The sequence below is a fragment of the Candidatus Jettenia sp. AMX1 genome, assembly GCF_030263775.1.
GTDB classification, from domain to species: Bacteria; Planctomycetota; Brocadiia; order Brocadiales; family Brocadiaceae; genus Jettenia; species Jettenia caeni.
Genome location: NZ_SZPP01000016.1, coordinates 45,317 through 68,380, shown reverse-complemented (window position 1 = coordinate 68,380; position 23,064 = coordinate 45,317). Strand labels below are relative to the sequence as shown.

Sequence of the window (23,064 nt, the reverse complement as noted above, 5' to 3'; positions counted from 1 at the left end):
TGAATGCAATTTTTAAACTGATGTTACCTAAAGCAATCTCTTGATTTCAATAGAAAAATTGAAGAACCAACGAGTATATCCGTTGTTGCTTTGGCACAATTATTTATATAACTCTTGTATTTACATAAGGTTAAATTTAAGATGCATTTCGTTTTTAATATTGACTTCAAAAACATGCAATCGTATAATGAAATTTCTATTCTATTTTTTAATTGAAAATGAGATTCCTCTCATAAGGATATAATTAATGTATATAATCCTAGGTTGCGATGATATTGGATCTGCCTTAGCTTTAAACTTAATGAGATCCGGCGAGGAAGTACTCGTAATTGATAGTAATGAAAAAGCCTTAACAGGATTAAAGGAATGTAATATTCAAACGATTACATCAGATATTAATACATTAGACTTTAATTCATTACCGGCGAAAGATATCATTGCTTTTGTCCTCTTACAAAAAAATCTTAAAGATAATCTGACTTTAGCAAATTATATAAAAAAGATATTTCCCGATAAATTTGTGTTCTCAAGAGCAGTCGATGAAAAAGAGACTTTTGAGCTATTAGAGAATGGTGTTGATAGTACCATTCAAACAGTTAAAATTATAACGAATGCAATTCTGAATGAATTGGAAATGGCGAAATTAAAAAGATCTGTTTTTCATTTAACAAGCGTTATTAAAGCAGCATCTAATAAAGGATTAGCCATTTTTTTGCAAGACAATCCCGATCCAGATGCTATTGCTTGTGGGCTTGCACTTAAATGCATTGCTGAGAAATTCGATATCAAATCCAAGATTTATTATGGTGGAAATATTGGTCATCAACAAAATAAGACCTTGGTCAATTTGTTAGAAACTGATCTTATCCGATTAAGAACGACAGATGAATCGTTAGAGATAATTCATAACGTCGATAAAGTCGCATTAATAGAGGCTTCCATTGCTTCAAAAAATAATGTATTACCAGCAAATGTAGTTCCTAATATTATTATTGATCATCATCAAACAGATTTTAGCCTTGTAAAAGGTGAGTTTGTTGAAATATTGCCGAAGATTGGCGCTGCTTCTACTATTATGACAAGGTACTTACGGCAATTAGATATTGTGCCGGACCCTCCACTTGCCACAGCTCTTCGTTATGGAATCAGGGTTGATACAAGCGGGTTTACCAGGAATACTACTACAGAAGACCTTGATGCGGCAGCCTACCTCTCATCGCTAGTTGATGTAGGATTGTTGAATCAAATAGAGAACCCTCCTATGAGCGCAGAAACGCTCGATATTATTGGAAGAGCTATAAGAAACCGAGAGGTAAGGGGATCGTACCTTATATCTTTTGTAGAGTTTATAACTGACCGTGATGCATTACCACAGGCGGCAGAATTAATGTTACAGATGGAAGGAGTATCTACGGTACTTGTATTCGGAATTGATAAAGATAAGGTGCAATTGTCAGCTCGAAGTATGGATTCAAGAATCAATCTGGCATCACTATTGCAAAAAGCATTTGGGTTTATGAATGCGGGCGGACATGCAACAATGGCAGCCGGTACTATCGATCTAGGTATTTTTGGAGATGTGAATGATAAAAAATCGCTATCAAGGATTACTTTTGATGCTGTACGAAAAAAGTTTTTTTCTGCAGCAGGAATAGATACAGAAAAAAAAGAAATACCCGATGAATTAGAATTAATGATTAACAACGGTGTTAGGAATTAATTGTATTGGCTATTTTTATAGGTGATGGAAAATAGGAGAAATATTATGGGAAAAGGATTTTTAGGTGTAGTATTAGTAAGTCTTGCAATCTTTTTGAACTCTTGTGTTACTACCCAAAGGCAAGTAAAGGAGGCAGAAGAGCACGAGTTAAGGCAGAAAGAGACATCTGCACCTGTAGAACCTGTACCTGCACAGCCAGAAGCAGTTGCCCCCGTTGAACCTGCGCCAGAGGCTGAGTTGCCCCCGTTGAACCTGCGCCAGAGACTGTTATTCCTTCACTGCCTGAAGAAGCTGAGGAGGAAACACCTGCCGAAGAGGAAGACCTTGAAGAGGCACCAGCAACAGAGCCTGCACAGCCGGAAGCAGTTACCCCCGTTGAACCTGCGCCTGAGACTGCCACTTCTTCAGAACAAACGGAATCTATGGGAAAGTCCATAAATCAGTGTGCCACCTGTAATAAAGAAGCTGGAGAAGGGCATGTCTGCGGCCTTACTACATATTGTCAACAATGCTCAGAAGAAGTTGGACCTCGCCACATCTGCGACTTAACCTTCTTTTGCTCTGATTGTAAAAAAGAAGTTGGAGACGGACATATTTGTAATGTAACGACATTCTGCACAAAATGTGAAGAGGAAGTTGGATCTGGCCACATCTGCGATATAACATACTTTTGTTATGATTGTGAGAAAGAAGTGGGAGATGAACATATCTGTGGTGTTACCCATTTTTGTGCTACGTGCAGTAAAGAAGCCGGAGAAAGACATGAATGTGGCAAGACTTATTTCTGCTTTAATTGTGAAAAAGAGGTCCCCGCCGAACATCAACACGAAAGCTTAGCAAAGTAATCTTGTAAAGAAATTACATTAAATAGAAAAAGGCATGTTTACCGGTAAACATGCCTTTTTCATTTTTAGCTTATTTTAAGAATCTTTTTAATCAATTTTTCTACTCAGTTGTCTTGATTACATACTTATTAATAAGACCTGTTTCTATACCTATAAGCATAGCCTCAAAGGGTTTTGTACTATCTTTAGGGATATCAGGTATAGTAAACTCTTCTTTTTTAACCAGTAAGTCACGTTCGTCATATATCTCTAATGTAAATTTTGCAAAGCGATAATTCTTTTCAGATCTGTTAGCTATCTCACCCGTAAAAAGAACATTTGAACCAAATTGATCAAAACGCACATTTCTTACAAAAAATCCACTACCAATATCTTCGAATCCATCCTTTAAAGGAGGTTTTAAAAGCTCTTTATTCGCAGGAGCACTCTTTGGTGTTTTTGAAACACCCGGTGTAAGATTTTTTTCTAGTGCGTTTACCCGTTTTTCTAAGGCTTCAACTCTTGAAACAAGATTTGAAATAACAATCTCTAACATATTTACCTTATTTGATGTGTCTTGCGCAAATAATACGGTATGGCCAAATATTGTAAAAATTATTACTATAGAAATAAAAGACTTTTTCATTCCTATCCTCACATTTAATATCTAAAAGATATACCACAAGAGATATGTTTAAAAATCATACGTTAAATTACTAATACAAATATAAATCTTCGAAGCTATTATATACAACTAAAAAATGTAATATCTTGACAAAATATAATCTAATTGTTATCTTAAATAAATATTTTTTTATATAAATAATTATATCATCTCCTCAAACACCTTCATGCGGCACATTCTAACTATTCGATACGGTGTCTTAAAGAATACATCTGATTTTTTTACCAATATTACTTCATTAAAAAAAGGTGATCAAGTTATAATTCGTTCTAATCGTGGTATAGAATTTGGCGAAGTTATTACCAAGGTTAGCGAGATAGCGGATGATACTCCCATTGAAAATCTTGGAGAAATTTTACGTAAAGCTACGGCTGATGATAAAGAAAAACAAAGAAAGATAAACAATGAAATGATACCCGTTGAGTTTAAGTTTTGTCAAAAAAAGATAAAAGAGCATAATCTCCTCATGAAACTTGCCAGTGTCGAACATTTATATGGCACTAAAAAAATTATCTTTTATTATCTTGCTAATGGGCGCGTTGATTTCAGAGAACTGGTAAAAGACCTGGCAAAAGAATATCAGGCGCGTATAGAAATGAAGCAAATCGGTGTTCGGGACGAAGCCAGGCTTTTAGCTGATTATGAGCATTGTGGGAGGGAATTATGTTGTAGATTGTTCCTCAAAAACCTTGAACCCGTTACTATGAAAATGGCAAAAAATCAAAAGGCAACGCTCGATCCCTCTAAAATATCAGGAAGATGCGGCCGTCTTATGTGTTGCCTGCGTTACGAGGATAAAGTATATGAGGATTTAAAACACGGCTTGCCAAGAAAGGGTTCCATTGTCAAGACGACAGAAGGAATCGGAGAAGTTGTTAATTGCGATGTGTTACAACAGCAAGTTACTATTGAACTGAATAACGGAAACAAAATTTGCGTGTCAACTCGTGATATTATAGATAAAGTAAGAGATTCTTTGAGACAACAGGAAACAACACCCTGCGATCAAATGTGCGGGAAAGATTATGGCCTTGAATAAGCATACATTTTATGTTACCACACCTATTTATTATGTCAATGATATACCACACATTGGACATTCTTATACAACTATTGCCGCTGATGTATTAGCCCGGTATAAAAAAGCAAAGGGGCTAGAGGTCTTTTTCTTGACCGGAACAGACGAACACGGACAAAAAATACAAAAAGCGGCTCAAATCTGTAATAAAACGCCTATAGAATTTGTGAACACAGTGGTCGATAAATTTAAAGCTCTGTGGAATGATCTTTGTATTTCCAATGATGATTTCATACGAACAACGGATGAACGGCATTGCCGGCGAGTAAAGAGAATTTTTCAGCAAATCTTCGAGAATGGAGATATCTACCTGGGAGAATATGAGGGATGGTATTGTGTTCCCTGTGAAAGCTTCTGGATTGAATCACAGCTTGAAGAGAATAAATGCCCGGAATGTAAACGAGTTGTAGAGAAAGTAAAGGAGAAGAACTATTTTTTCAGGCTCTCAAAATACAAAAATCATCTGCTGGAATATTATGATAAACACCCTGATTTTATACAACCTGAATCAAGAAGAAACGAATTATTACAGAGAATTAAATCCCAAGTCGAAGATATCAGCGTAAGCCGTTCGGCAGTAGAGTGGGGTATTCAAGTTCCCATGGATCCAACTCATACTATTTATGTTTGGATCGATGCACTTCTCAACTATATTACAGCTTTAGGGTATGATGATGATATGCAAAAATTCCAGAAATACTGGCCGGCAAGTGTTCATATTATAGGAAAAGAAATCTTATGGTTCCATGGTGTTATTTGGCCTGCCATACTTATGTCCTTAAAAATAGACTTGCCACATAAGATTTTTGCGCATGGCTGGTGGACCGTTGAAGGCCAGAAGATCTCAAAATCCTTAGGGAACGCAATAAATCCAATTCATATTATCCAATCTTATGGCACAGATGCCTATAGATATTTTTTACTGAGAGAAGTTCCTTTTGGTTTGGATGGAAACTTTTCTTACCATGCACTTATTCACCGAATAAATTCTGATTTGGGCAATGACTTGGGCAATTTATTACAACGCACATTAACCATGATTGAAAAGTATTTTCATGGAGTAATTCCCGAAGTTATAGATGAAAATGATGAATTAAAAAGGGAGTCGCAAATCACCTGCGATAAAATAGATCAGGAGATAAATCAACTCCAATTTAGCAGGGCCCTTGAGGTTATTTGGGAGTTTATACGACGTAGCAATAAATTTATCGAAGATAAAAAACCCTGGTCATTAGCTAAGACAGACATTACAGGACCTCAACTCGCTTTGGTTATTAGTTCATTAGCTATGGCTATCAGAAATATTTCTGTATTTATTTATCCATTTATGCCGACAACTACTGTCGAAATTCAACGGCAACTTGGTATCCTGCACGATACTTGTTACCCTAGCTTGGAATTTCAACAGAAATTCAAAAAAGGTACCATAGTACGAAAGGGTAAGCCCTTATTTCCGAAGATAGAACTTACGGAACTAAAAATTGCTTCATTATAATTTGTAAATTCATTACAAAAATTTTTCTTAATGGTTGGAGAATGTATATGACAAAAGCATGGAATAAGATAAAGGAAATTATTAAAAAAGATCCCCGCTATTCCCCTACTGCCTACCAGTTTGTATTTGAGGCGCTTGACTATACTACAAATATGTTAGGTAAAGACCAGCATAAGACATCTGATAAGGATCGCCATGTAACGGGAAAACAACTTATGGAGGGCATTAGACAATATGCATTAAAGCAATTCGGTTTTATGGCATTAACCGTATTTGGACAATGGGGTATAAAACAAGATACAGACTTTGGAAACGTCGTTTTTAATTTAGTAGAAAGCGGTCTTATGGGAAAGACAGAAACAGATTCTAAAGATGATTTTAAAAATACTTATGATCTCAAGAAAGTCTTTGATGAAGAATTCAAGTTAGATGGAAAATATGATATTCGGCTATCATTAAATGCCTTGGGAATCAAGAAAAGATAACTATTTCGCATCTTTAACACACCGGAATCCAACATTGTTATCTCTTCCCTCAGGATAACTACAACTTCTATAGGCGCTTCTTAGGATATAGTGATGATTTACCCATGATCCTCCTCTAACTACGCGGAATTTCCCTTCCTCATACCAATCTTCGCACCACTCCCACACATTTCCCGCCATATCAAAACAATCATAAGGGCTTGCGCCTCCCTTTCGATTCTCAATAGGAGCCGGAGCGCCTGTATTTGGGTCTAAGTTATACACAGCTTTCGTGCTATCGGGTTGTACATTTCCCCATGGATATTCTCTGCCGTCAACACCGCGTGCTGCTTTTTCCCATTCTATTTCTCTCGGAAGCCGTTTACAGGCCCATTTTGCATAAGCAACAGCATCATTCCAGCTAACACCAACAACAGGTTGTAACGGATTATTGAATCTTTTGTTATTCCAAAAGAAAGGTTCTCTGGCCCCTGTAGCATCGACAAACTTCTTATATTGAGAATTAGTTATTGGAAATTTATCGATATAAAAGGCATCGACATATACCGTCTTTCGTTCTTCACCCATAATAAAATTACCTTCCGGAACAAGAACCATCTGAGAGCTATCTTTCTCATTCATAATGTTACCCAACAGCGACATAACTATCCATCCATATTATCAAATTATCAAAGATAAGGCTTGTCTATTTTCCAATTTCTGCCTTTCGTCCTACAGCTAACGGTATCCTTACTATATCTCCCTCTTTTATATTATGCAGCCGAAACCACCCCTCCTTCATTTCTAATGCATACTGAACTTTTTCCCTTGAGACATGAGTATCTAGACTATGCGGACTCATAGTGTCTATTTGTATAATCCTTCCGTCGGCCTTAATAAAGGCTATCGAAATAGGTATGCGGGTATCTTTCATCCAAAACGAGAGAATCTCCTCTTTTGGAAAAACAAATAACATACCCTCGTTATCCTCCAGTTTATTTCGGTACATTAAACCTACAATTCGCTCTTCAGGTGTAATTGCCAGTTCTACTTCTAATTCCATTCCGCCTACATTTATCGGTGCTACCCTGTTTCTTTTCACCTCACTATAACAAATTGCGCAAGAACCGCTATATACTATACCTCCAGAAATACAGAGCATAATAATAAAAAGATGATTCCATTCTTTTACCCATAGAAAACTATGTTTATTCATGGATGTTTTATCCAAAATTCAGAACTCTAGTCGTTTACCACACGGAATATTTTACGAGCACAAAAACTAAAGTCAAATTATTTCTAAACTTGACTTGCTTAAACCAAAGAGATATAGTGCAACGATGCGCTTACACAAACTATCTTTTGAAATCTTCAACACGATAAATAAATATCAGCTTATTCAATCACATACTACTATTATTATAGGGGTATCAGGTGGACCCGATTCTGTTGCCCTCCTAAAAATTCTCCATTCCATTAATACCGTTAAGAATCTCAATTTACGTATTTTCGTTGCTCATCTTAATCATCAGCTCCGTGGAGAATCTTCAGAAAAAGATGCGCAATTTGTCCAAAACTTATCCAGAGACCTTTCTCTGCCTTTCATTGTAAAAAGCATTAATATTCAAGAAATCTCAAACCAAACAAAAAGTTCAATTGAAGAAACAGCCCGCAAAGAAAGATATGCATTTTTTATGGAATTAGCACAAGAATATAATGCCCTTACCGTATCAACCGGGCATACAGCAGATGACAATGCAGAAACGCTCCTTCATCGTATAATCAGGGGAACCGGCCTTCCTGGACTTGGGGGAATTCCTATAAAACGCCCACTTACCAGAGATTCCACAATACAACTCGTTCGTCCGCTTCTCTTCACCTGGAGAAGTGAAATTATTGAATATCTTAAAAAAGAACGGCAAAATTACAGAATAGATATGTCCAACTATGAGACGATATACTCCCGGAACAAGATAAGACTCGGCTTAATTCCATTACTAGAAAATCAATATAATAAAAATATCAAAAATTCTCTCATACAATTATGCCAAATCCTCGCTGCTAATAACGAATACTTAGAATTAGAAGCAAAAAAAATATTAAAAGACTCTACCAGAGAAAGAACTCATGATTCATACAGCATTGATACCCATTTTTTAACAAAACAACCTCAAATATTACAGTATTTGATGCTTCAAGAAATATTCATTATCATGAGGGCGTCACTAAAAGAAATTAAATATAAGCATTATATAAAGATACTTGATGAAATAATCAAAACCGGAAAAAGACGGTATTTCCAGTTACCTGGCAAACTCTATTTATGGCATGAACATGGTATACTCTCTGTTAAAAAAGAATTCTTACACAAATCATGCATACCGCAAATATCAAAAACTGCTATACAAGTACCCGGAATGACGTCGATTCATCCTTTAGGATATTTGGTATCTGAGATATTAGATATTCAAGATATATCGTTAGAAGTATACAAAAAAACGAAAACAAAAGACGAAGAAGTTTTTGACTTACAAAATCTTACGATGCCACTCATGGTAAGATTGCGGAAAAAAGGCGATACGATTTCTCCCTTAGGCACACATGGATACAAAAAGCTTAAAGATCTGTTCATTGATAAAAAAATTCCGGTAAAAGAACGTGATGCCATTCCCATAGTTGTAATGAACGATCAACCTATTTGGGCTATTGGTATATGTATCGATAATACCGTAAAGGTTACGTCTACCACGAAAAAAATTTTAAAATTAACCTTTAACAGGTCAAATAACGAGCAAGATAACAAGTAAGAAATACTCCCCTGCCAAACTTTTCACCGGTTACTCACCCTATATTCAAAGTGTTAATTCCTATTCACCAATAATCTTTTCAAAACCAGCGTCCCCTTTAAGCCTTAAAAGATCCGGATTGCTTTTTGCTATATTCTTATATCCCGGATTTAACTCAATCGCCTTCTTCAGCGAATTCAAGGCGTCTTCTTTATATAAAAGCAAAGCTTGTGCACAGGCCTTGTTGAACCATGCTGCATCAAAGTCTGGCTTTATCCTTAAAGCCTGATTATAAGCCTCTATAGCTTCCTTATGGTTTCCCACAACATCTAACAGGAGGCCTTTATTATTTAAGGCTCCAAAAAAATCTGGTTTTGTCTTGATTGCTTTATCATAAGCATCAAGCGCCTCTAGCTGTTTTCCTATTTCCTCAAATACATAACCTTTATAATTCCATGCCTCATGTACATTTCCACTCAGCGTTGCTGCTTTATCAAAGGCATTCAATGCCTCTTCATATTTTTTTAACTGTACAAGACACAACCCTTTATTTATCCATAAACTAAAGACATCTGGCTTTAAGCTAAGCGCCTTTTCAAATACCTTAACGGCCTCTTCATAGTTTTGGAGTTGTATAAGAGCAAGACCTTTATTACTAAGGGCCTCGTATTTAATCTTTGCCAGGCGCGGTATATTCATAGCTTCTTCATCTGTAATTATCTGCGCTACTTTATCAAAAGATTTCATGGCCTCCATAAACCTTCCTAATCGTAAGAGAGCCCATCCTTTGCTATTCCATACTTGCGGATAATCCGGCCTTAGTTTTATCGCATTATCAAGTACTTTTATCGCAGCTTCATAGCGCCCCATGTGGAATAGTTCACCGCCCTTATTTGTCATAGTCTCGTAAGAATCAGGCTGAATCTGCAATGCTTTTTCATATGCTAAGATAGCATCCTCATGTTTTCCGGTGCGAGATAATGCCAGGCCCTTATTCGTCCATGCACCGTAAGAATTCGGCTGAATCTCTATGGTTTTTTCGTATGCAGCAAGCGCTTCCTCATATCGTCCTAAGGCATCCAAGGCAAGCCCTTTCCCATTCCAGGCTCCATAAGAATCAGGCTTCAACTCAATGGCCTTATTAAAGGCATAAACGGCATCCTCATATTTCCCAAGATCTGCAAGGGTAAATCCCTTATCAGCCCATGCTGCATGTTCAGAAGGCTTTATTTCAATAGCCTGATCATAAGCATGGACAGCTTCTTGGTATTTGCGTAATCTTACAAAACAATTACCCTTATTAATCCATGCTTCATAATATTTTGGGTTAATTGCAATAGCCTTATCGTATGCATCTAACGCTTCATTTCTTCTCTCAGGAATTTTTGCCAAAGCCAAGCCCTTATTATTCCACGCCTCATATGCATCAGATTTTATCTTTATAATACGATCGTAGGTATCAATTGCCATATCAATACTTCCAATATGATCAAGGACATTCCCTTTATTGTATAATGCGGTAACATAGTCAGGTTTGATCTCCAAAGCCTTATCAAATGCCTTAACAGCCTCGTCATATCTCCCGGCATGATCCAGGACTCTCCCCTTCATATACCAGGCCTCATAGTAGTCCGGCTTATATTGAATTGCCTTCTCAAATGATTCTATGGCATCTGCATACTTACCAAAGTAATCAAGGATAATTGCTTTATTGTACCAGGCCTCAAAGGCGTCAGGTTTTATCTGAAGGGCATTTTCATAAGCATCAAATGCTTCTTGATACATCTGATTACGAACGAAATCATTCCCTTTATGAATAAATGCCTCGTAATTTTCCGCAGCAAGCAATATACCCTCTGACCAGAAGAGTATAATAATAAAAACCTGTATACCTATCATTCTTCTTGCCATGATGACCTCCCTCGCCTTTAAGTGAAAATGGCATTAACCCACACATGAGCTGTGGGTGGCTATTTAATAGTCGTGATATCACCATCTTCCAGGATATAGGGAAAATTATTTCCGCATCGTGTTGTTAATCTTCCCGTATAGACCACAGTCTCACCATCCTGAAATTTTAATATCTTATCCTTTTTTGATAAACTGATTTTTAATTCTACAGATTCGTTTTCTTTTTGCATCATTCCTATTCGTAAACCAGATGCAACATTTAAATTTTTATAAACAATCTGACCTGTCCAACTGACATATTTACCCTGATATTTTCCCCATGCTTCATCCTTTTGTATCTCCGATAAACTACTTTCACTGCCAAACAGAGCGTTTAAATCTTCAAAAGACTCTACAAGAAATATCCTTTTGGGTCCTTGGGAAATAGGTATTACATCAGGATTTTCAATTAATTCCTGCCTGCTTAAAGGTTTTGGCTCTGTATTCTCAATTCCAAGCACATCTCCATCTTCGAGCTTATAGGGGAATATCCTTGTCACCCGTGAATCGAGTTTTCCCGTATATGTCACGGTATTTCCGTATTTTACCGGAGAAAAATGCCCTTTATTGGCAGGGTTTAGCTTTACCTCAACGCTGGTGTCGCCATGGGTTACTCCCATCATCCACCCCGTTACCAAACCCCATCCAATGTAATTCACCACCCCATTCCACCGAACTTTTTTACCTATACATCGACTCCACAAATTCTCCTTTTGCTCATCTGACAAATCACTCACCATTCCAAAGATATTATTAAATTCTTCAAAACCCATATCAATATAACCGTCGTTAGTTTCCACGATAACAACACCATATTTCGATACGATAACCCGTTTCCCGCTCATGGCAAAGGTATGCGGAACAGCTCCCGGTGACGTACCTTCTGTCTTTTTAAACCCTTCTTCTCCTTCAGCAGCAATATTTTCAACCTTTGGCGCTGTTCCTTCATGAAATAGGCGATCAAATTCTTTTTGATATTTTATTACTATCTTCGCTTCTTCGGTAAAAAATGCGTTGCCATGATTAAACTTACCCACCTTTTCTTTCCAATTATACGATCCAATCATTAGCAATTTACAATCGAAAATGGCAAAATTATTATGCATAATTCCCTCTTGAACTACTATCTTCGTTGCAAGTTGCTTTTCCTTGTAAAGATTCAACATCAGCCCGCTTGTTAAAGTACGCCTCCTGCCTGCTACAATTCTAACCTGCACCCCCCGCTGTTGCGCCTTCCTAAGGGTATTTAAAATATCTTTTGAGGTTATGTCAGATACTGCAATGTCGATAGATTCCTTCGATTCTTCAACTGCACGTAACATTCTCTTCTTGATATCCTGATGCGTAAAATATGCATCCGACGAAAATGCGTTATGTTGTGCATAGAGGACAACTGATACAACAACGAATAGTATAGAGGCCTTCTTCCAATCCATAAATTCCCCTTCTCTTGTTATTTCATTGGAACAAAATAGGTATTAATTCCTGTTTCATAAGGGTACTTATATAAACCCTGTATTTTTAGCTTCAGGATATTTGCGATGAGGTTAATAATGAGAATTATCTGTCAATATTGATTCAAACATGCGGATAGATCTCATGCTTCGACATATGTATTAAGATTAAGGTAGCCCTTATGAATTTCGGGAAACGAAGCTTGCTCCTATAAAATCAAGGGTTACCCCAGTATTTTTCATGAGATTCAACAGTGAAGATATATTCTATCAATGCGGAATAGAGATTGCAAGCACTATAGAAGTATCCCTGAGTTTTGATTTGACAAAAAAATATATCTTGCATAGAATTCATTTAAAGAAAGGCCGTTTAGGATTTAAACTTTTATTTTGAAGGAGGTCTTCATGGGCAACAAATTAGGAAAATTTTATCTTCGTCCTCTTTTCGTAGTAGCTTTTAGTCTTTGCTTCGGAATCGGTATGTATCTGTCTTATGGAGCCGTAGTATGCGCTGCAAATAAACAGACACATGAAGCTGACGCAGATGCGCTTGCCACAGCCGTGCATCTTGAACATGTATTCCAAAATGTGGTTAATCAGGTTAAACCCGCAGTAGTCTCAATCACTTCTGTAAAAACCTTTAAACATAGTCAGCAGCAAAGACAGCGGCAAATGCCAAATGATCGGTTTCATTCACCTTCACCCAGATCAGAGCCTGACCAGGAAGATGAAGGCGATCCATTCCGTCAGTTCAGAGATTTTTTTGGCGATGATTTTTTTGACAGGTTCTTTAAACCACGATTTCCTGAAGGCGACTTTAAAATACAAGGCCTTGGTTCAGGGGTAATTATAGACAGTGAAAAAGGATACATTATAACGAATAACCATGTAGTAGAAGATGCCGATGAACTCAAGGTTACCTTGGGAGACAAAAGGGAATTTGATGGGAAGGTTATCGGTACCGATCCTCAAACAGATATTGCTGTAGTAAAAATAGAAGGAGATAATTTGCCTTTAGCGAAGCTCGGTGATTCTGATACCATTCAGGTTGGACAATGGGCTATCGCTATTGGAAATCCTTTCGGTTTATCACAAACAGTTTCTATCGGTGTCATTAGCGCTACGGGAAGAGCCAACGTCGGTGTCGCACAATATGAAGATATGATTCAAACGGACGCAGCTATCAACCCTGGTAATAGCGGTGGTCCTCTTGTCAGCATACGAGGCGAGGTAATGGGTATCAATACCGCCATATTTACCAGAAGTGGTGGTTATCAGGGTATCGGGTTCGCCATACCCGTGAACATGGTAAAAATTGTTATGAAGGATCTTATAGAAAAAGGGAAAGTTACCCGGGGATGGCTGGGCGTTGTTATCCAGGATATCGACCCCGCTCTGGCAAAGTCGTTTAATGTTACCGTTACAGAAGGTGTTCTGGTAAGTGATGTTCAGGAAAATTCCCCTGCACAGGAAGCCGGACTTGAGCGTGGAGATATTATCACAGAATACGAAGGAAAGCCTATTCGGGATGTAAATCATCTCCGTAATACCGTTGCTCAAACAGAAGTCGGAAAAAAAGTAAAAATGAAAGTCCTGAGGGACGGCAAAGAAAAAGAATTATCCATCAAGATTGGCGAACAACCAGCAGAATTATTTGCCATTGGACCAGGCGGTACACCTCCTCTTGAAAAGGAACAGAAAGAACTTGGAATGACGGTGCAAAATCTTACAAAAGAGATTGCCAAAAATCTGGGTATTGAAGATGAGAGTGGTGTAATAGTCTCAAATATCCAGCCAGGAAGCCCTGCCGGCATGTCAGATATAAGAGAAGGCGATATTATTAAGGAAGTAAACAGAAAGAAGATTAGCAATGTCACAGAATTTAAAAAGGCATTAAATGAGGCAGATAAGGAAAAAGGTATCCTTATGCTGGTAAAACGAGGAGAATTTTCCCGGTATGTTATTATTAAAATAAAGGGAAAATAAGTTCCTGCTCTGGAAATTCACCGTTATAAAAACCAAAACCCCCTGAACCTCCTTTTATGAAAAAGGAAAGTTAAGGGGGTTTTATTATTTCTCAGACTGACCCCATTATCATATCAAGCAAGAAAACAGACTAAACCGGGCTTTATCCCTCCTATGGCCTTGCTGATACTTGAGTAGTAACAACTTGTCCTTTTACTTTTGTATCCCTGCCATAAGGTGATATTTCTCTTAATCTTCTAATAATGGGCGGAAGATGTTCGATAATGAAATCAACGTCTTCCATCGTGCTATATCGGCTTAAGCTTAACCGTACCGAGCCATGTACCGCAGTAAAAGGAACACCCATAGCCCTTAGTACATGGGAAGGTTCCAGAGAGCCGGAAGTACAAGCAGACCCGGATGAAGCGCAAATGCCTTTTTCATTGAGCAATAGCAAAATCGCTTCACCTTCTACAAACTCAAAACTCAAATTTGTAGTATTGGGAAGACGGTGTATTTTATGCCCGTTTAATCTGGCATCTGGCGCCTTTTCGAGTATTTCGTTCTCCAGCTTATCCCTTAATAATTTTACACCATTCTGTTCCTCCACCAGGTGCTTTTTTGCCAATTCACATGCCTTGCCAAGCCCTATGATTGACGGAACATTCTCCGTGCCACCACGGCGATTTTTTTCCTGATGTCCACCAATGATAAAAGGAGCAAAGGTAATTCCCTTTCTAATAAAAAGCGCACCTACTCCCTTTGGAGCATGCAATTTGTGCCCGGAGAGTGTTAAGAGATCTATCGTACTCTTTGAAAGGTTTATCGGTATCTTGCCCACGGCCTGCACGGCATCTGTATGCAATAAAGAGCCTTTCTGCTTCACAATATTGCCGATTTCCTCTATAGGGAAAATCACTCCTGTCTCATTGTTTGCATACATAATCGATACAACTGCCGTATCTTCTTTTATTGCATCCGCTAATTCATTGAGGTTAAGCATCCCATGCGTATCTACACCTAACTCTGTTACATGATAACCATTCTGAGCCAGATACTTGCATAAGTTGTAGACAGCGGAATGCTCTACTCTTGAAGTTACGATATGTCTCTTGTGCGGGTTTGCCTTAAGTATCCCTAAAATGGCTGCATTATCGCTTTCTGTGCCACAGCTTGTAAATATAACTTCTCCAGGATCGGCGCCAATAAGCTCTGCCACTTGTTGTCTTGCACTATCAATCTTTTTTGCTACCTGGCCACCAAAGGTATGCATACTTGAAGGATTCCCATAATATTCTGTAAAATAAGGCAGCATGGTTTCTACAACCTCAGGAGCAACCATTGTCGTAGCATTATTGTCCGCATATACAAATTTCATGAGGACACCTCCTCGACGATAAGCGAATCTGTTACAAATTCCCTTAATTTTGCCTCTACGGTTGATTTCAACGTAACCTTTGAGCTGGGGCACTCTACGCAGCTTTTCCGAAAAGAGACCGTAACACGGTCACCATCTATATCGATCAGTTCAATATCGCCTCCATCAGCCTGAAGAGTAGGACGAATATCCCTTTCAATAACTTCTTGTACCATCTTCATTTTTTGAATATTTGTCAATCTTTTAGCAGGACTCTTCGCAATCATTACCTTCTCCTTTTCTTTTTGCCAAACTTCATCTATAATGGCCTGAATTTGGGGATGGCATGAGCGGCACCCACCTCCCGCCTTGCAGAAATTAGTAACCTGCTCAATGGTGGTTAATTTATGTTCTCTAACCTCATGGGCAATTTTATTATCTGTCACACCAAAACATTTACAAACAATAGTCCCTTCATCAACGGGTTTCTCTATTTTTTGTCCCCGATAATTGGCAATAGCCGCTTCCAGAGCTTCGCGTCCCATTACAGAACAATGCATCTTTTGCTCAGGAAGCCCGTCCAAATACTCAGCAATATCATTATCGGTAATTTTTGCAGCCTCGCTTAACGTCTTTCCCTTGACCATCTCTGTCAAGGCGCTGGCAGAGGCTATGGCGCTTCCACACCCAAATGTTTTAAACTTTGCATCGGTAATACGACCAGATCCGTCCAGTTTTAACATCAACTTTAATGCATCCCCGCAGGCAAGACTTCCAACTTCACCAACAGCATCTGGGTCTTCAATATCGCCCACATTTCTTGGATGGAAAAAATGGTCTTTAACCTTTTCAGAATAATCCCACACCTCTTATTCCTTTCCCATTAAATTATTTTAGTAAACTATAGTATAACTATATTCTTTTATACCAATAATGTCAAGTTTACCCTGCCTCGTCTAATTCAAACTCATACATCTCTCTCTTATTCGCTAACATATACACCGAAAGTAAAGGTATCAAGACTCCTTGATACAAAGATAGCTTGACATTCATAAACAGGGGCTTTATAATCGTAAGATGCCTGGAATTTTATAATTAGAACATAGTATAGCATGATTTGGGGTAAACTTATGAACATTCGTATAAAAGTTGGCACGGTTGAAAAAGAATCTGCAGAAATACTCGCTTTTTACCTATATGAAGACCTACCGATAGCGGATGATATGCTCACGTATTGTGATAATGCCTTACATAACATTGTATCCGAGTTAATAAAGAAAAAGGAATTTGTTGCTAAACTTAATAAGACACTTATTCTCCCAACGTATGGGAAAATACCTGCTAAGCGTATCATGCTGGTAGGCCTTGGCAAGAAAAAAGAGGTAACTTTAGATAAAGTAAGGCAAGCTGCAGGTACTACAGCCAGTATAGTATACGATATAGGAATTGGGGAAGTTACCAGCGTAATCGATTCAATCGATATGCCTGCTTCTCCTGAGTGGTATCAGGCTTACACGGAAGGATGTCTACTTGCTCTCTATACATTTCAAAAATATAAATATGTACTACCAGAAGAGAAAAAAGAGCTCAAAACAATTACCCTCCTTTTATCTCATAAAGAAACATCAAAACCTGCCCAGGAAGGTGTCAAACATGGACAAATTATTGCAGATGCTGTCTGTTTTACCCGTGATTTGATCAATACACCAGCGCAGGATAAAACCCCAACCATTTTAGCCAATACTGCAAAAAAATTGGCCGGAGAGACAGGCGTTCATTGTAAAATAGTATCAACGCCGGAATTAAAAAAATTAGGCATGGGTGGTATATTGGGTGTTTCACAAGGTAGTAATCAACCACCAAAACTTATTATCCTTGAATATAATATACACGCTAAAAATCAAGATACGATTATATTCGTTGGAAAAGGAATTACTTTCGACTCGGGTGGAATTTGTATAAAACCAGCAAAAGATATGGATCAAATGAAAAGTGATATGTCCGGCGCTGCTGCAGTTATGGGCGCTATGAAAGCTATATCCAAAATGAGACTACCTCAGCGTATCATTGGCCTTATTCCCTGCACAGAGAATATGCCTGGCAGTTCAGCAATAAAACCCGGTGATATTGTAAAATTTTATTCTGGCAAGACTGCAGAAGTTGTAAATACTGACGCAGAGGGGCGCCTTATCCTCGCTGATGCATTGGGATATGCGGAAGACTATAAACCTGATGCTGTTATTGATTTAGCCACCCTTACCGGATCTTGCGTAGTTGCCCTGGGCACAATTGCCACAGGTATGGCAGGAAACAATGAAGAGCTGAAAAAAAGGATTAGGATTGCCGGAGAAAAATCCTGGGAAAGGGTTTGGGAACTGCCTCTCTGGGATGAATATCAAGAGTACATCAAGAGTGATATTGCAGATATTAAAAATACAGGAGGCCCTCATGCAGGGGCAATTACAGCAGCGTGCTTTTTAAGCAAATTTACCGAAAAATACCCTTGGGTGCATCTTGATATTGCCGGCACCTCCTGGTGCGATAAAAATACTGCCTACACCCGGAAAGGGGCTTCAGGTGTTGGCGTCAGGCTGCTCATTCAACTCATCCAGGACTGGACCCGATTCTCATAGGGAAAAAACCCCTCGTTGCATCTACCTCCGTTTACTTTTGCAGATGTCTTTTGTGTTGATACCCATCGGTATAAATTTCTGAAAATTTTATTTCATAAAACAGGCCTGGTTTATCCATCCTGTATAGATCATAATGACGAAAGAAAATAATAATTCAAATAATATCATCGCTATCCGTGGCGCCAGAGAACACAATCTCAAAGGAATTAATATCGATATCCCACGGGACCGGCTCGTTGTTATTACCGGTATCAGTGGTTCTGGAAAATCATCCCTCGCTTTTGACACAATTTACGCAGAAGGTCAACGCCGGTATATTGAGAGCCTTTCCTCTTACGCACGGCAATTTTTAGATCAAATACAAAAACCTGACGTAGAACTTATTGAGGGTCTTCCGCCCACCATTGCCATTGAGCAACGTACCTGCCCACCGAGTCCGCGCTCAACGGTGGCAACTGTTACTGAAATTTATGATTATTTGCGTTTACTGTATGCAAAAATTGGCACTCCTTATTGTTATCATTGTAAATGTATTATTTCCCGCCAAAGTATTGATCAGATGGTCCAAAGGATAATGGAAATTCCTCAAGGAACCAAGGTTATGCTTCTTGCACCACTTATCAAAGGTAAAAAGGGCGAACACCGGGAGGTATTTCAGTCAATAATGCAAAAGGGTTATGTACGTGCCCGTGTTAATAATGCCATTATGGATCTTAAGGCCATCCCAAAATTAGCAAGGTATAAATCCCACGAGATTGATGTAATTGTGGACCGGTTGATCATAAAAGACGATATACAGGCACGTCTGTATGATTCAATAGAAACGTGCCTCCAATTAGGCGAAGGAGTTATGTTGGTAAGCCAGGAGCATGAGAAAACCTGGATAGATTCTATCCTGAGTGAACGTTATGCCTGTCCTGAGTGTGGAAGGGGTTACGAGGAATTAACGCCACGCATGTTTTCATTTAATAGTCCTTATGGTACATGCCCTAGTTGTGATGGACTTGGGAATACCCTTGATTTTGACCCGGAACTAGTCGTCCCTAATAAACAACTTAACATCAAAGAAGGGGCTATTGATGCCTGGCAAAACTGGGGATCGCTAACTCAAACTCATTACGATAACCAAATTACGGCATTCTCAAAAATTTTCCCAAATTCTCTGAACGTACCCTTTGAAAAATTAAGCAAAGAAGTTACAGACGCCTTGTTCTTTGGTATACAAGATTTTGAAGGAGTAATTCCTAACCTCAGGCGCATCTATGAAAAAACAACCAGCGAGCGCATTATCAAGCGTCTTTCCAGCTATAGGGGTTATAGAATCTGCGCATCTTGCAATGGAGCCAGGTTGCGTCCTGAGTCCCTCTCAGTGAAAATTCATGAGAAATCGATTCATGAAATTATGGATCTAACCACAGAAGAAGCCTTTCATTTCTTTAATGCTTTGAAGTTACATAACCAACAAATAATTATTTCTCAGCAAATTCTCAAAGAAATTCAAAACAGGCTTTCCTTTATGATAGATGTAGGACTACATTATTTAACTCTGGGGCGCAGCAGTGATACTCTTTCCGGGGGTGAGGCACAAAGAACACAGCTTGCCAAACAGATAGGATCAGGTCTTGTCGGAATTTGTTATGTACTCGATGAGCCAACAATAGGACTTCATCCGAGAGATAATGAACACCTTCTGCAAACCTTATATACATTACGAGATAAGGGAAATACCGTTATCCTTGTGGAACATGACGAAGATACCATTCGCCACTCAGATTATATTATCGACCTCGGTCCTGGCGCAGGGGAAAAAGGCGGCAGTATTGTTGCCCAGGGTACCCTGAAAGAAATCACTCACAATCATACATCATTAACCGGGCAATATCTCAACCAAACATTTAAAATTGAACTTCCCGACAAAAGAAGAAGCGTCCAGTTAGAAAACTCTATCGAAATAAAAGGAGCCCGCGCTCATAATCTAAAATCCATCCATGTAAAAATTCCCTTAAAAACCTTTTGCTGTGTCACGGGTGTATCCGGCTCCGGGAAAAGTACACTCGTTAACGATATTCTCCTTCGTTCCCTTAAGAAACTGTTATACAACAGTCATGATCTGCCAGGAGAACATGACGAGATTCTTGGTATTGAGCACATTGACAAAGTTATAGAAATTGATCAATCTCCAATAGGACATACTCCGCGCTCGAATCCCGCAACCTATACAAGGGCATTTGATTTGATTCGTTCCCTCTTTGCGCAAATTCCGGAAGCGAAGATCCGTGGTTACACAGCAGGAAGGTATAGCTTTAATATCAGTGGCGGACGATGTGAAGTCTGCAAAGGACAGGGAATTAAAAAAGTAGAGATGCATTTTCTTCCTGATATGTACGTTACGTGCGAAGAGTGTGGGGGAAAAAGATACAACAAAGCGACACTGGAGGTTACTTACAAAGATAAAAGCATTTCAGATGTTCTCGATATGCGTATTGAAGACGCCTATCTTTTTTTCAAAAATATTCCCAAGATTGAACGCATTGTAAGAACACTTAAAAACGTTGGGCTGGGATATATTAAACTGGGGCAGTCCAGCACATCTCTCTCTGGAGGAGAGTCGCAGAGAATCAAACTTGCCACTGAACTCTCTAAACAAGCGACGGGAAAAACACTCTATATTCTCGATGAGCCGACAACAGGACTACACTTTGCTGACATACAACAGCTTCTTAAGATATTACATCAGCTTGTCGATTTGGGCAATACGGTTCTCGTGATAGAACATAATTTGGACGTTATTAAAACAGCAGATTACCTTATTGATTTAGGTCCAGAAGGTGGCGCAAACGGAGGTGAGATAGTTGCAGCAGGCACACCGGAACAGATTGCAAAGATTGAAAGATCCTATACAGGAAGATTTTTAAAAAAAGCCCTTTCCTAACCCTTTTTATGTATCGGAAGATACCCGTCAAGACCATCCTCCCATAATGTCTTTGTTCCTCTTTTTACCGCTTCCTTCATGATCTCATTAGAATCTTTATGGGATATGATAAGCCGCCGGATGGCATCATCAACATATAAAAATTCGGCAATACACTTTCTTCCCTTAAACCCCAAATTGTTACATGCATCGCAACCTCTGGATTTGTATAAAGGCTCTCCCTCTTTCAATCCCGCTGTTTTACGTAAATCTTCTCCTGGTATATAGGACTCACGGCATTGCGTGCATATCTTCCGCACTAATCGCTGCGCAAGGATACCAATAATACACGAAGAGATCAAATAGTCTTCCATTCCCATATCAATTAAGCGAGTAAAGGCTGAAGCTGAATCGTTTGTATGCAATGTCGAGAAAACAAGATGCCCGGTTAAGGCAGCCTGAATGGCAATAGAAGCCGTCTCCCGGTCCCGGATTTCACCAATGAGAATAATATCAGGATCGTGCCTCAAAATAGATCGCAGTCCGGAAGCAAAAGTCAGATCAATCTGTGGGTTTACCTGTATCTGATTTACATCTTCCATACTGTATTCGACGGGGTCTTCTACCGTTACAATCTTTATCTCGGGAGAAACTAGTTCTTTAAGAACCGCATATAAAGTCGTTGTCTTTCCGCTTCCTGTGGGTCCGGTTACCAGCAACATACCCTCAGGTTTATTCACCATACGCCGAAACTTACCCAAAAATTCCTGACTAAACCCCAGGGCTTCCAGATCAAGTGTTACTGCTGTTCTGTCCAGAATTCTCATGACAACCCCCTCGCCATGACTCATCGGGATAATAGAGACCCTCAAATCTATCTCCTTCCCGGCTACCTTCATCTTGATTCGGCCATCTTGCGGGAGCCGCTTCTCGGCAATATTTAACTTAGCCATAATCTTAATACGCGAAATTATAGCGTTATAAATTTCCCGGGGAGGCGGCGTAAGCTCTCGTAAGACACCATCTACACGATACCGCAGTCGCGCATTCTTCTCAAAAACTTCTAAATGGACATCACTTGCCCCTATCTCGATAGCTTTTGTTAAGGTATTATTCACCAGGCGTATAACCGGCGCCTCAGATGCCATATCCCTCAATTGTTCTACATCTTCCATCACCTCAATACTGGAGGTGACTGTATCCTCTTCTTTAATCTCACCCTCATAAAGGGTCTCAAGAGAAGCCAGGATATCCTTCTCACAACCAACAAACACGTTAACCTGCTTGTTAGTAGACAATGCAATTGTCTCTATGAGGAGTGAATCCTGCGGATCTGCAAGAGCAACATCCAGTATTCCATTGTGCAGATTGAGCGGAAGCACACGGTTTGATACCAAAAATACCTTTGGCACATTTTCCACCAATGGATAACGATCCTCTTTTTTCTTTTCCCAAATTGGCAACAGGAGCAATTTACTGTGGGCAAGCCGAAGATCTTCTTCTGAAATAGTCCCTAAATCGATTAGGATACGCCCCAACTTCTGTCCTGTCTGTTTTTGGACTTCAATGGCACGGTCCAGATCAGCTCTTGTTACCTTGCCAATTTCAAGTAACACATCACCAATAGTATACGTTGCTGTTAGATCCATAGGTTACATAACACATGCTTTATAAAGATAAAAAATGTATAGTATGTACAAAGACGCTTACCAAAATCGCCATTAATCTATCTGAAGAATACC

The 23,064-nt window shown here is 39.0% G+C and carries 18 protein-coding genes; 9 read left to right on the top strand and 9 right to left on the bottom strand.

Annotated elements, in window-relative coordinates; genetic code table 11:
* The first annotated feature begins 247 nt into the window (after window positions 1–247).
* Complete coding sequence (locus FBQ94_RS06735) at window positions 248–1,720, top strand: DHH family phosphoesterase (protein WP_007220620.1); 1,473 nt, start codon at window positions 248–250, stop codon at window positions 1,718–1,720.
* Window positions 1,721–1,829: 109 nt separating this feature from the next.
* On the opposite strand, the gene FBQ94_RS06730 is transcribed toward FBQ94_RS06735, so the two are convergent.
* Window positions 1,830–2,156, bottom strand: a complete 327-nt coding sequence (locus FBQ94_RS06730; protein WP_285442062.1) for a hypothetical protein — start codon at window positions 2,154–2,156, stop codon at window positions 1,830–1,832.
* Here FBQ94_RS06730 and FBQ94_RS06725 point away from each other — a divergent pair.
* Window positions 2,143–2,565, top strand: coding sequence for a hypothetical protein (locus FBQ94_RS06725; RefSeq protein ID WP_285442061.1), 423 nt, complete (start codon window positions 2,143–2,145; stop codon window positions 2,563–2,565). The genes FBQ94_RS06730 and FBQ94_RS06725 overlap by 14 nt on opposite strands.
* 100 nt (window positions 2,566–2,665) lie before the next feature.
* Here FBQ94_RS06725 and FBQ94_RS06720 read toward each other — a convergent pair whose 3' ends face one another.
* Window positions 2,666–3,190: a hypothetical protein gene (locus FBQ94_RS06720; protein ID WP_007220618.1), complete on the bottom strand. Its 525-nt coding sequence runs from the start codon at window positions 3,188–3,190 to the stop codon at window positions 2,666–2,668.
* A gap of 205 nt (window positions 3,191–3,395) precedes the next feature.
* Here FBQ94_RS06720 and FBQ94_RS06715 point away from each other — a divergent pair, with 205 nt between their 5' ends.
* Genes FBQ94_RS06715 through FBQ94_RS06705 form a run of 3 tightly spaced genes read left to right on the top strand, consistent with a single transcriptional unit; the run spans window position 3,396 to window position 6,287 of the window.
* Window positions 3,396–4,268: a PSP1 domain-containing protein gene (locus FBQ94_RS06715; RefSeq protein ID WP_007220617.1), complete on the top strand. Its 873-nt coding sequence runs from the start codon at window positions 3,396–3,398 to the stop codon at window positions 4,266–4,268.
* Complete coding sequence (metG, locus tag FBQ94_RS06710) at window positions 4,255–5,802, top strand: methionine--tRNA ligase (protein ID WP_007220616.1); 1,548 nt, start codon at window positions 4,255–4,257, stop codon at window positions 5,800–5,802. The genes FBQ94_RS06715 and metG overlap by 14 nt, the downstream gene beginning before the upstream one ends.
* Before the next feature lie 47 nt (window positions 5,803–5,849).
* On the top strand, window positions 5,850–6,287 hold the full coding sequence (locus tag FBQ94_RS06705; protein WP_007220615.1) for a Minf_1886 family protein: 438 nt from the start codon (window positions 5,850–5,852) through the stop codon (window positions 6,285–6,287).
* Here FBQ94_RS06705 and FBQ94_RS06700 read toward each other — a convergent pair whose 3' ends face one another.
* Together FBQ94_RS06700 and FBQ94_RS06695 are read right to left on the bottom strand one after the other, a co-directional pair.
* The gene (locus FBQ94_RS06700) at window positions 6,288–6,908 is read right to left on the bottom strand and encodes a formylglycine-generating enzyme family protein (RefSeq protein ID WP_285442060.1); all 621 of its coding nucleotides are present in this window, start codon (window positions 6,906–6,908) and stop codon (window positions 6,288–6,290) included.
* Window positions 6,909–6,972: 64 nt separating this feature from the next.
* A complete protein-coding gene (locus FBQ94_RS06695) occupies window positions 6,973–7,482 on the bottom strand; it encodes a DUF192 domain-containing protein (RefSeq protein WP_007220613.1) in 510 nt (169 codons plus the stop codon).
* Between the two features lie 124 nt (window positions 7,483–7,606).
* Between FBQ94_RS06695 and tilS the strand changes: the two genes are divergently transcribed.
* On the top strand, window positions 7,607–9,073 hold the full coding sequence (gene tilS / locus FBQ94_RS06690; RefSeq protein ID WP_007220612.1) for a tRNA lysidine(34) synthetase TilS: 1,467 nt from the start codon (window positions 7,607–7,609) through the stop codon (window positions 9,071–9,073).
* A 60-nt stretch (window positions 9,074–9,133) separates the two neighbouring features.
* On the opposite strand, the gene FBQ94_RS06685 is transcribed toward tilS, so the two are convergent.
* A complete protein-coding gene (locus tag FBQ94_RS06685; protein ID WP_007220611.1) occupies window positions 9,134–10,963 on the bottom strand; it encodes a tetratricopeptide repeat protein in 1,830 nt (609 codons plus the stop codon).
* 59 nt (window positions 10,964–11,022) lie between these two features.
* Complete coding sequence (locus FBQ94_RS06680; RefSeq protein WP_007220610.1) at window positions 11,023–12,438, bottom strand: phospholipase D-like domain-containing protein; 1,416 nt, start codon at window positions 12,436–12,438, stop codon at window positions 11,023–11,025.
* A 423-nt stretch (window positions 12,439–12,861) separates the two neighbouring features.
* Here FBQ94_RS06680 and FBQ94_RS06675 point away from each other — a divergent pair, with 423 nt between their 5' ends.
* Window positions 12,862–14,442 (top strand): DegQ family serine endoprotease, encoded by a 1,581-nt coding sequence (locus FBQ94_RS06675; protein ID WP_007220609.1) that lies wholly within the window; start codon window positions 12,862–12,864, stop codon window positions 14,440–14,442.
* A gap of 151 nt (window positions 14,443–14,593) precedes the next feature.
* On the opposite strand, the gene nifS is transcribed toward FBQ94_RS06675, so the two are convergent.
* Both nifS and nifU read right to left on the bottom strand, forming a co-directional pair.
* Window positions 14,594–15,799, bottom strand: a complete 1,206-nt coding sequence (gene nifS, locus FBQ94_RS06670; protein ID WP_007220608.1) for a cysteine desulfurase NifS — start codon at window positions 15,797–15,799, stop codon at window positions 14,594–14,596.
* Window positions 15,796–16,644: a Fe-S cluster assembly protein NifU gene (nifU, locus tag FBQ94_RS06665; RefSeq protein WP_007220607.1), complete on the bottom strand. Its 849-nt coding sequence runs from the start codon at window positions 16,642–16,644 to the stop codon at window positions 15,796–15,798. Before nifU ends, nifS begins: the two co-directional genes overlap by 4 nt.
* A 264-nt stretch (window positions 16,645–16,908) precedes the next feature.
* Between nifU and FBQ94_RS06660 the strand changes: the two genes are divergently transcribed.
* Together FBQ94_RS06660 and uvrA are read left to right on the top strand one after the other, a co-directional pair.
* The gene (locus FBQ94_RS06660) at window positions 16,909–18,411 is read left to right on the top strand and encodes a leucyl aminopeptidase (RefSeq protein ID WP_007220606.1); all 1,503 of its coding nucleotides are present in this window, start codon (window positions 16,909–16,911) and stop codon (window positions 18,409–18,411) included.
* 133 nt (window positions 18,412–18,544) lie between these two features.
* The gene (gene uvrA / locus FBQ94_RS06655; RefSeq protein ID WP_007220605.1) at window positions 18,545–21,343 is read left to right on the top strand and encodes an excinuclease ABC subunit UvrA; all 2,799 of its coding nucleotides are present in this window, start codon (window positions 18,545–18,547) and stop codon (window positions 21,341–21,343) included.
* Here uvrA and FBQ94_RS06650 read toward each other — a convergent pair.
* Window positions 21,340–22,971, bottom strand: a complete 1,632-nt coding sequence (locus tag FBQ94_RS06650; RefSeq protein ID WP_285442059.1) for a GspE/PulE family protein — start codon at window positions 22,969–22,971, stop codon at window positions 21,340–21,342. The two genes, uvrA and FBQ94_RS06650, sit on opposite strands and share 4 nt — an antisense overlap.
* Window positions 22,972–23,064 lie beyond the last annotated feature (93 nt).

What these genes read in the sequence shown, in the direction of transcription:
- FBQ94_RS06730 (WP_285442062.1), bottom strand. Translation starts at nt 2,156, where the DNA reads ATGGACTTTCCCATAGATTCCGTTTGTTCTGAAGAAGTGGCAGTCTCA.
- FBQ94_RS06720 (WP_007220618.1), bottom strand. Translation starts at nt 3,190, where the DNA reads ATGAAAAAGTCTTTTATTTCTATAGTAATAATTTTTACAATATTTGGC.
- FBQ94_RS06685 (WP_007220611.1), bottom strand. Translation starts at nt 10,963, where the DNA reads ATGGCAAGAAGAATGATAGGTATACAGGTTTTTATTATTATACTCTTC.
- FBQ94_RS06700 (WP_285442060.1), bottom strand. Translation starts at nt 6,908, where the DNA reads ATGAATGAGAAAGATAGCTCTCAGATGGTTCTTGTTCCGGAAGGTAAT.
- nifS (WP_007220608.1), bottom strand. Translation starts at nt 15,799, where the DNA reads ATGAAATTTGTATATGCGGACAATAATGCTACGACAATGGTTGCTCCT.
- tilS (WP_007220612.1), top strand. Translation starts at nt 7,607, where the DNA reads ATGCGCTTACACAAACTATCTTTTGAAATCTTCAACACGATAAATAAA.
- FBQ94_RS06650 (WP_285442059.1), bottom strand. Translation starts at nt 22,971, where the DNA reads ATGGATCTAACAGCAACGTATACTATTGGTGATGTGTTACTTGAAATT.
- metG (WP_007220616.1), top strand. Translation starts at nt 4,255, where the DNA reads ATGGCCTTGAATAAGCATACATTTTATGTTACCACACCTATTTATTAT.
- FBQ94_RS06680 (WP_007220610.1), bottom strand. Translation starts at nt 12,438, where the DNA reads ATGGATTGGAAGAAGGCCTCTATACTATTCGTTGTTGTATCAGTTGTC.
- FBQ94_RS06725 (WP_285442061.1), top strand. Translation starts at nt 2,143, where the DNA reads ATGGGAAAGTCCATAAATCAGTGTGCCACCTGTAATAAAGAAGCTGGA.
- FBQ94_RS06695 (WP_007220613.1), bottom strand. Translation starts at nt 7,482, where the DNA reads ATGAATAAACATAGTTTTCTATGGGTAAAAGAATGGAATCATCTTTTT.
- uvrA (WP_007220605.1), top strand. Translation starts at nt 18,545, where the DNA reads ATGACGAAAGAAAATAATAATTCAAATAATATCATCGCTATCCGTGGC.
- FBQ94_RS06660 (WP_007220606.1), top strand. Translation starts at nt 16,909, where the DNA reads ATGAACATTCGTATAAAAGTTGGCACGGTTGAAAAAGAATCTGCAGAA.
- FBQ94_RS06715 (WP_007220617.1), top strand. Translation starts at nt 3,396, where the DNA reads ATGCGGCACATTCTAACTATTCGATACGGTGTCTTAAAGAATACATCT.
- FBQ94_RS06735 (WP_007220620.1), top strand. Translation starts at nt 248, where the DNA reads ATGTATATAATCCTAGGTTGCGATGATATTGGATCTGCCTTAGCTTTA.
- FBQ94_RS06705 (WP_007220615.1), top strand. Translation starts at nt 5,850, where the DNA reads ATGACAAAAGCATGGAATAAGATAAAGGAAATTATTAAAAAAGATCCC.
- FBQ94_RS06675 (WP_007220609.1), top strand. Translation starts at nt 12,862, where the DNA reads ATGGGCAACAAATTAGGAAAATTTTATCTTCGTCCTCTTTTCGTAGTA.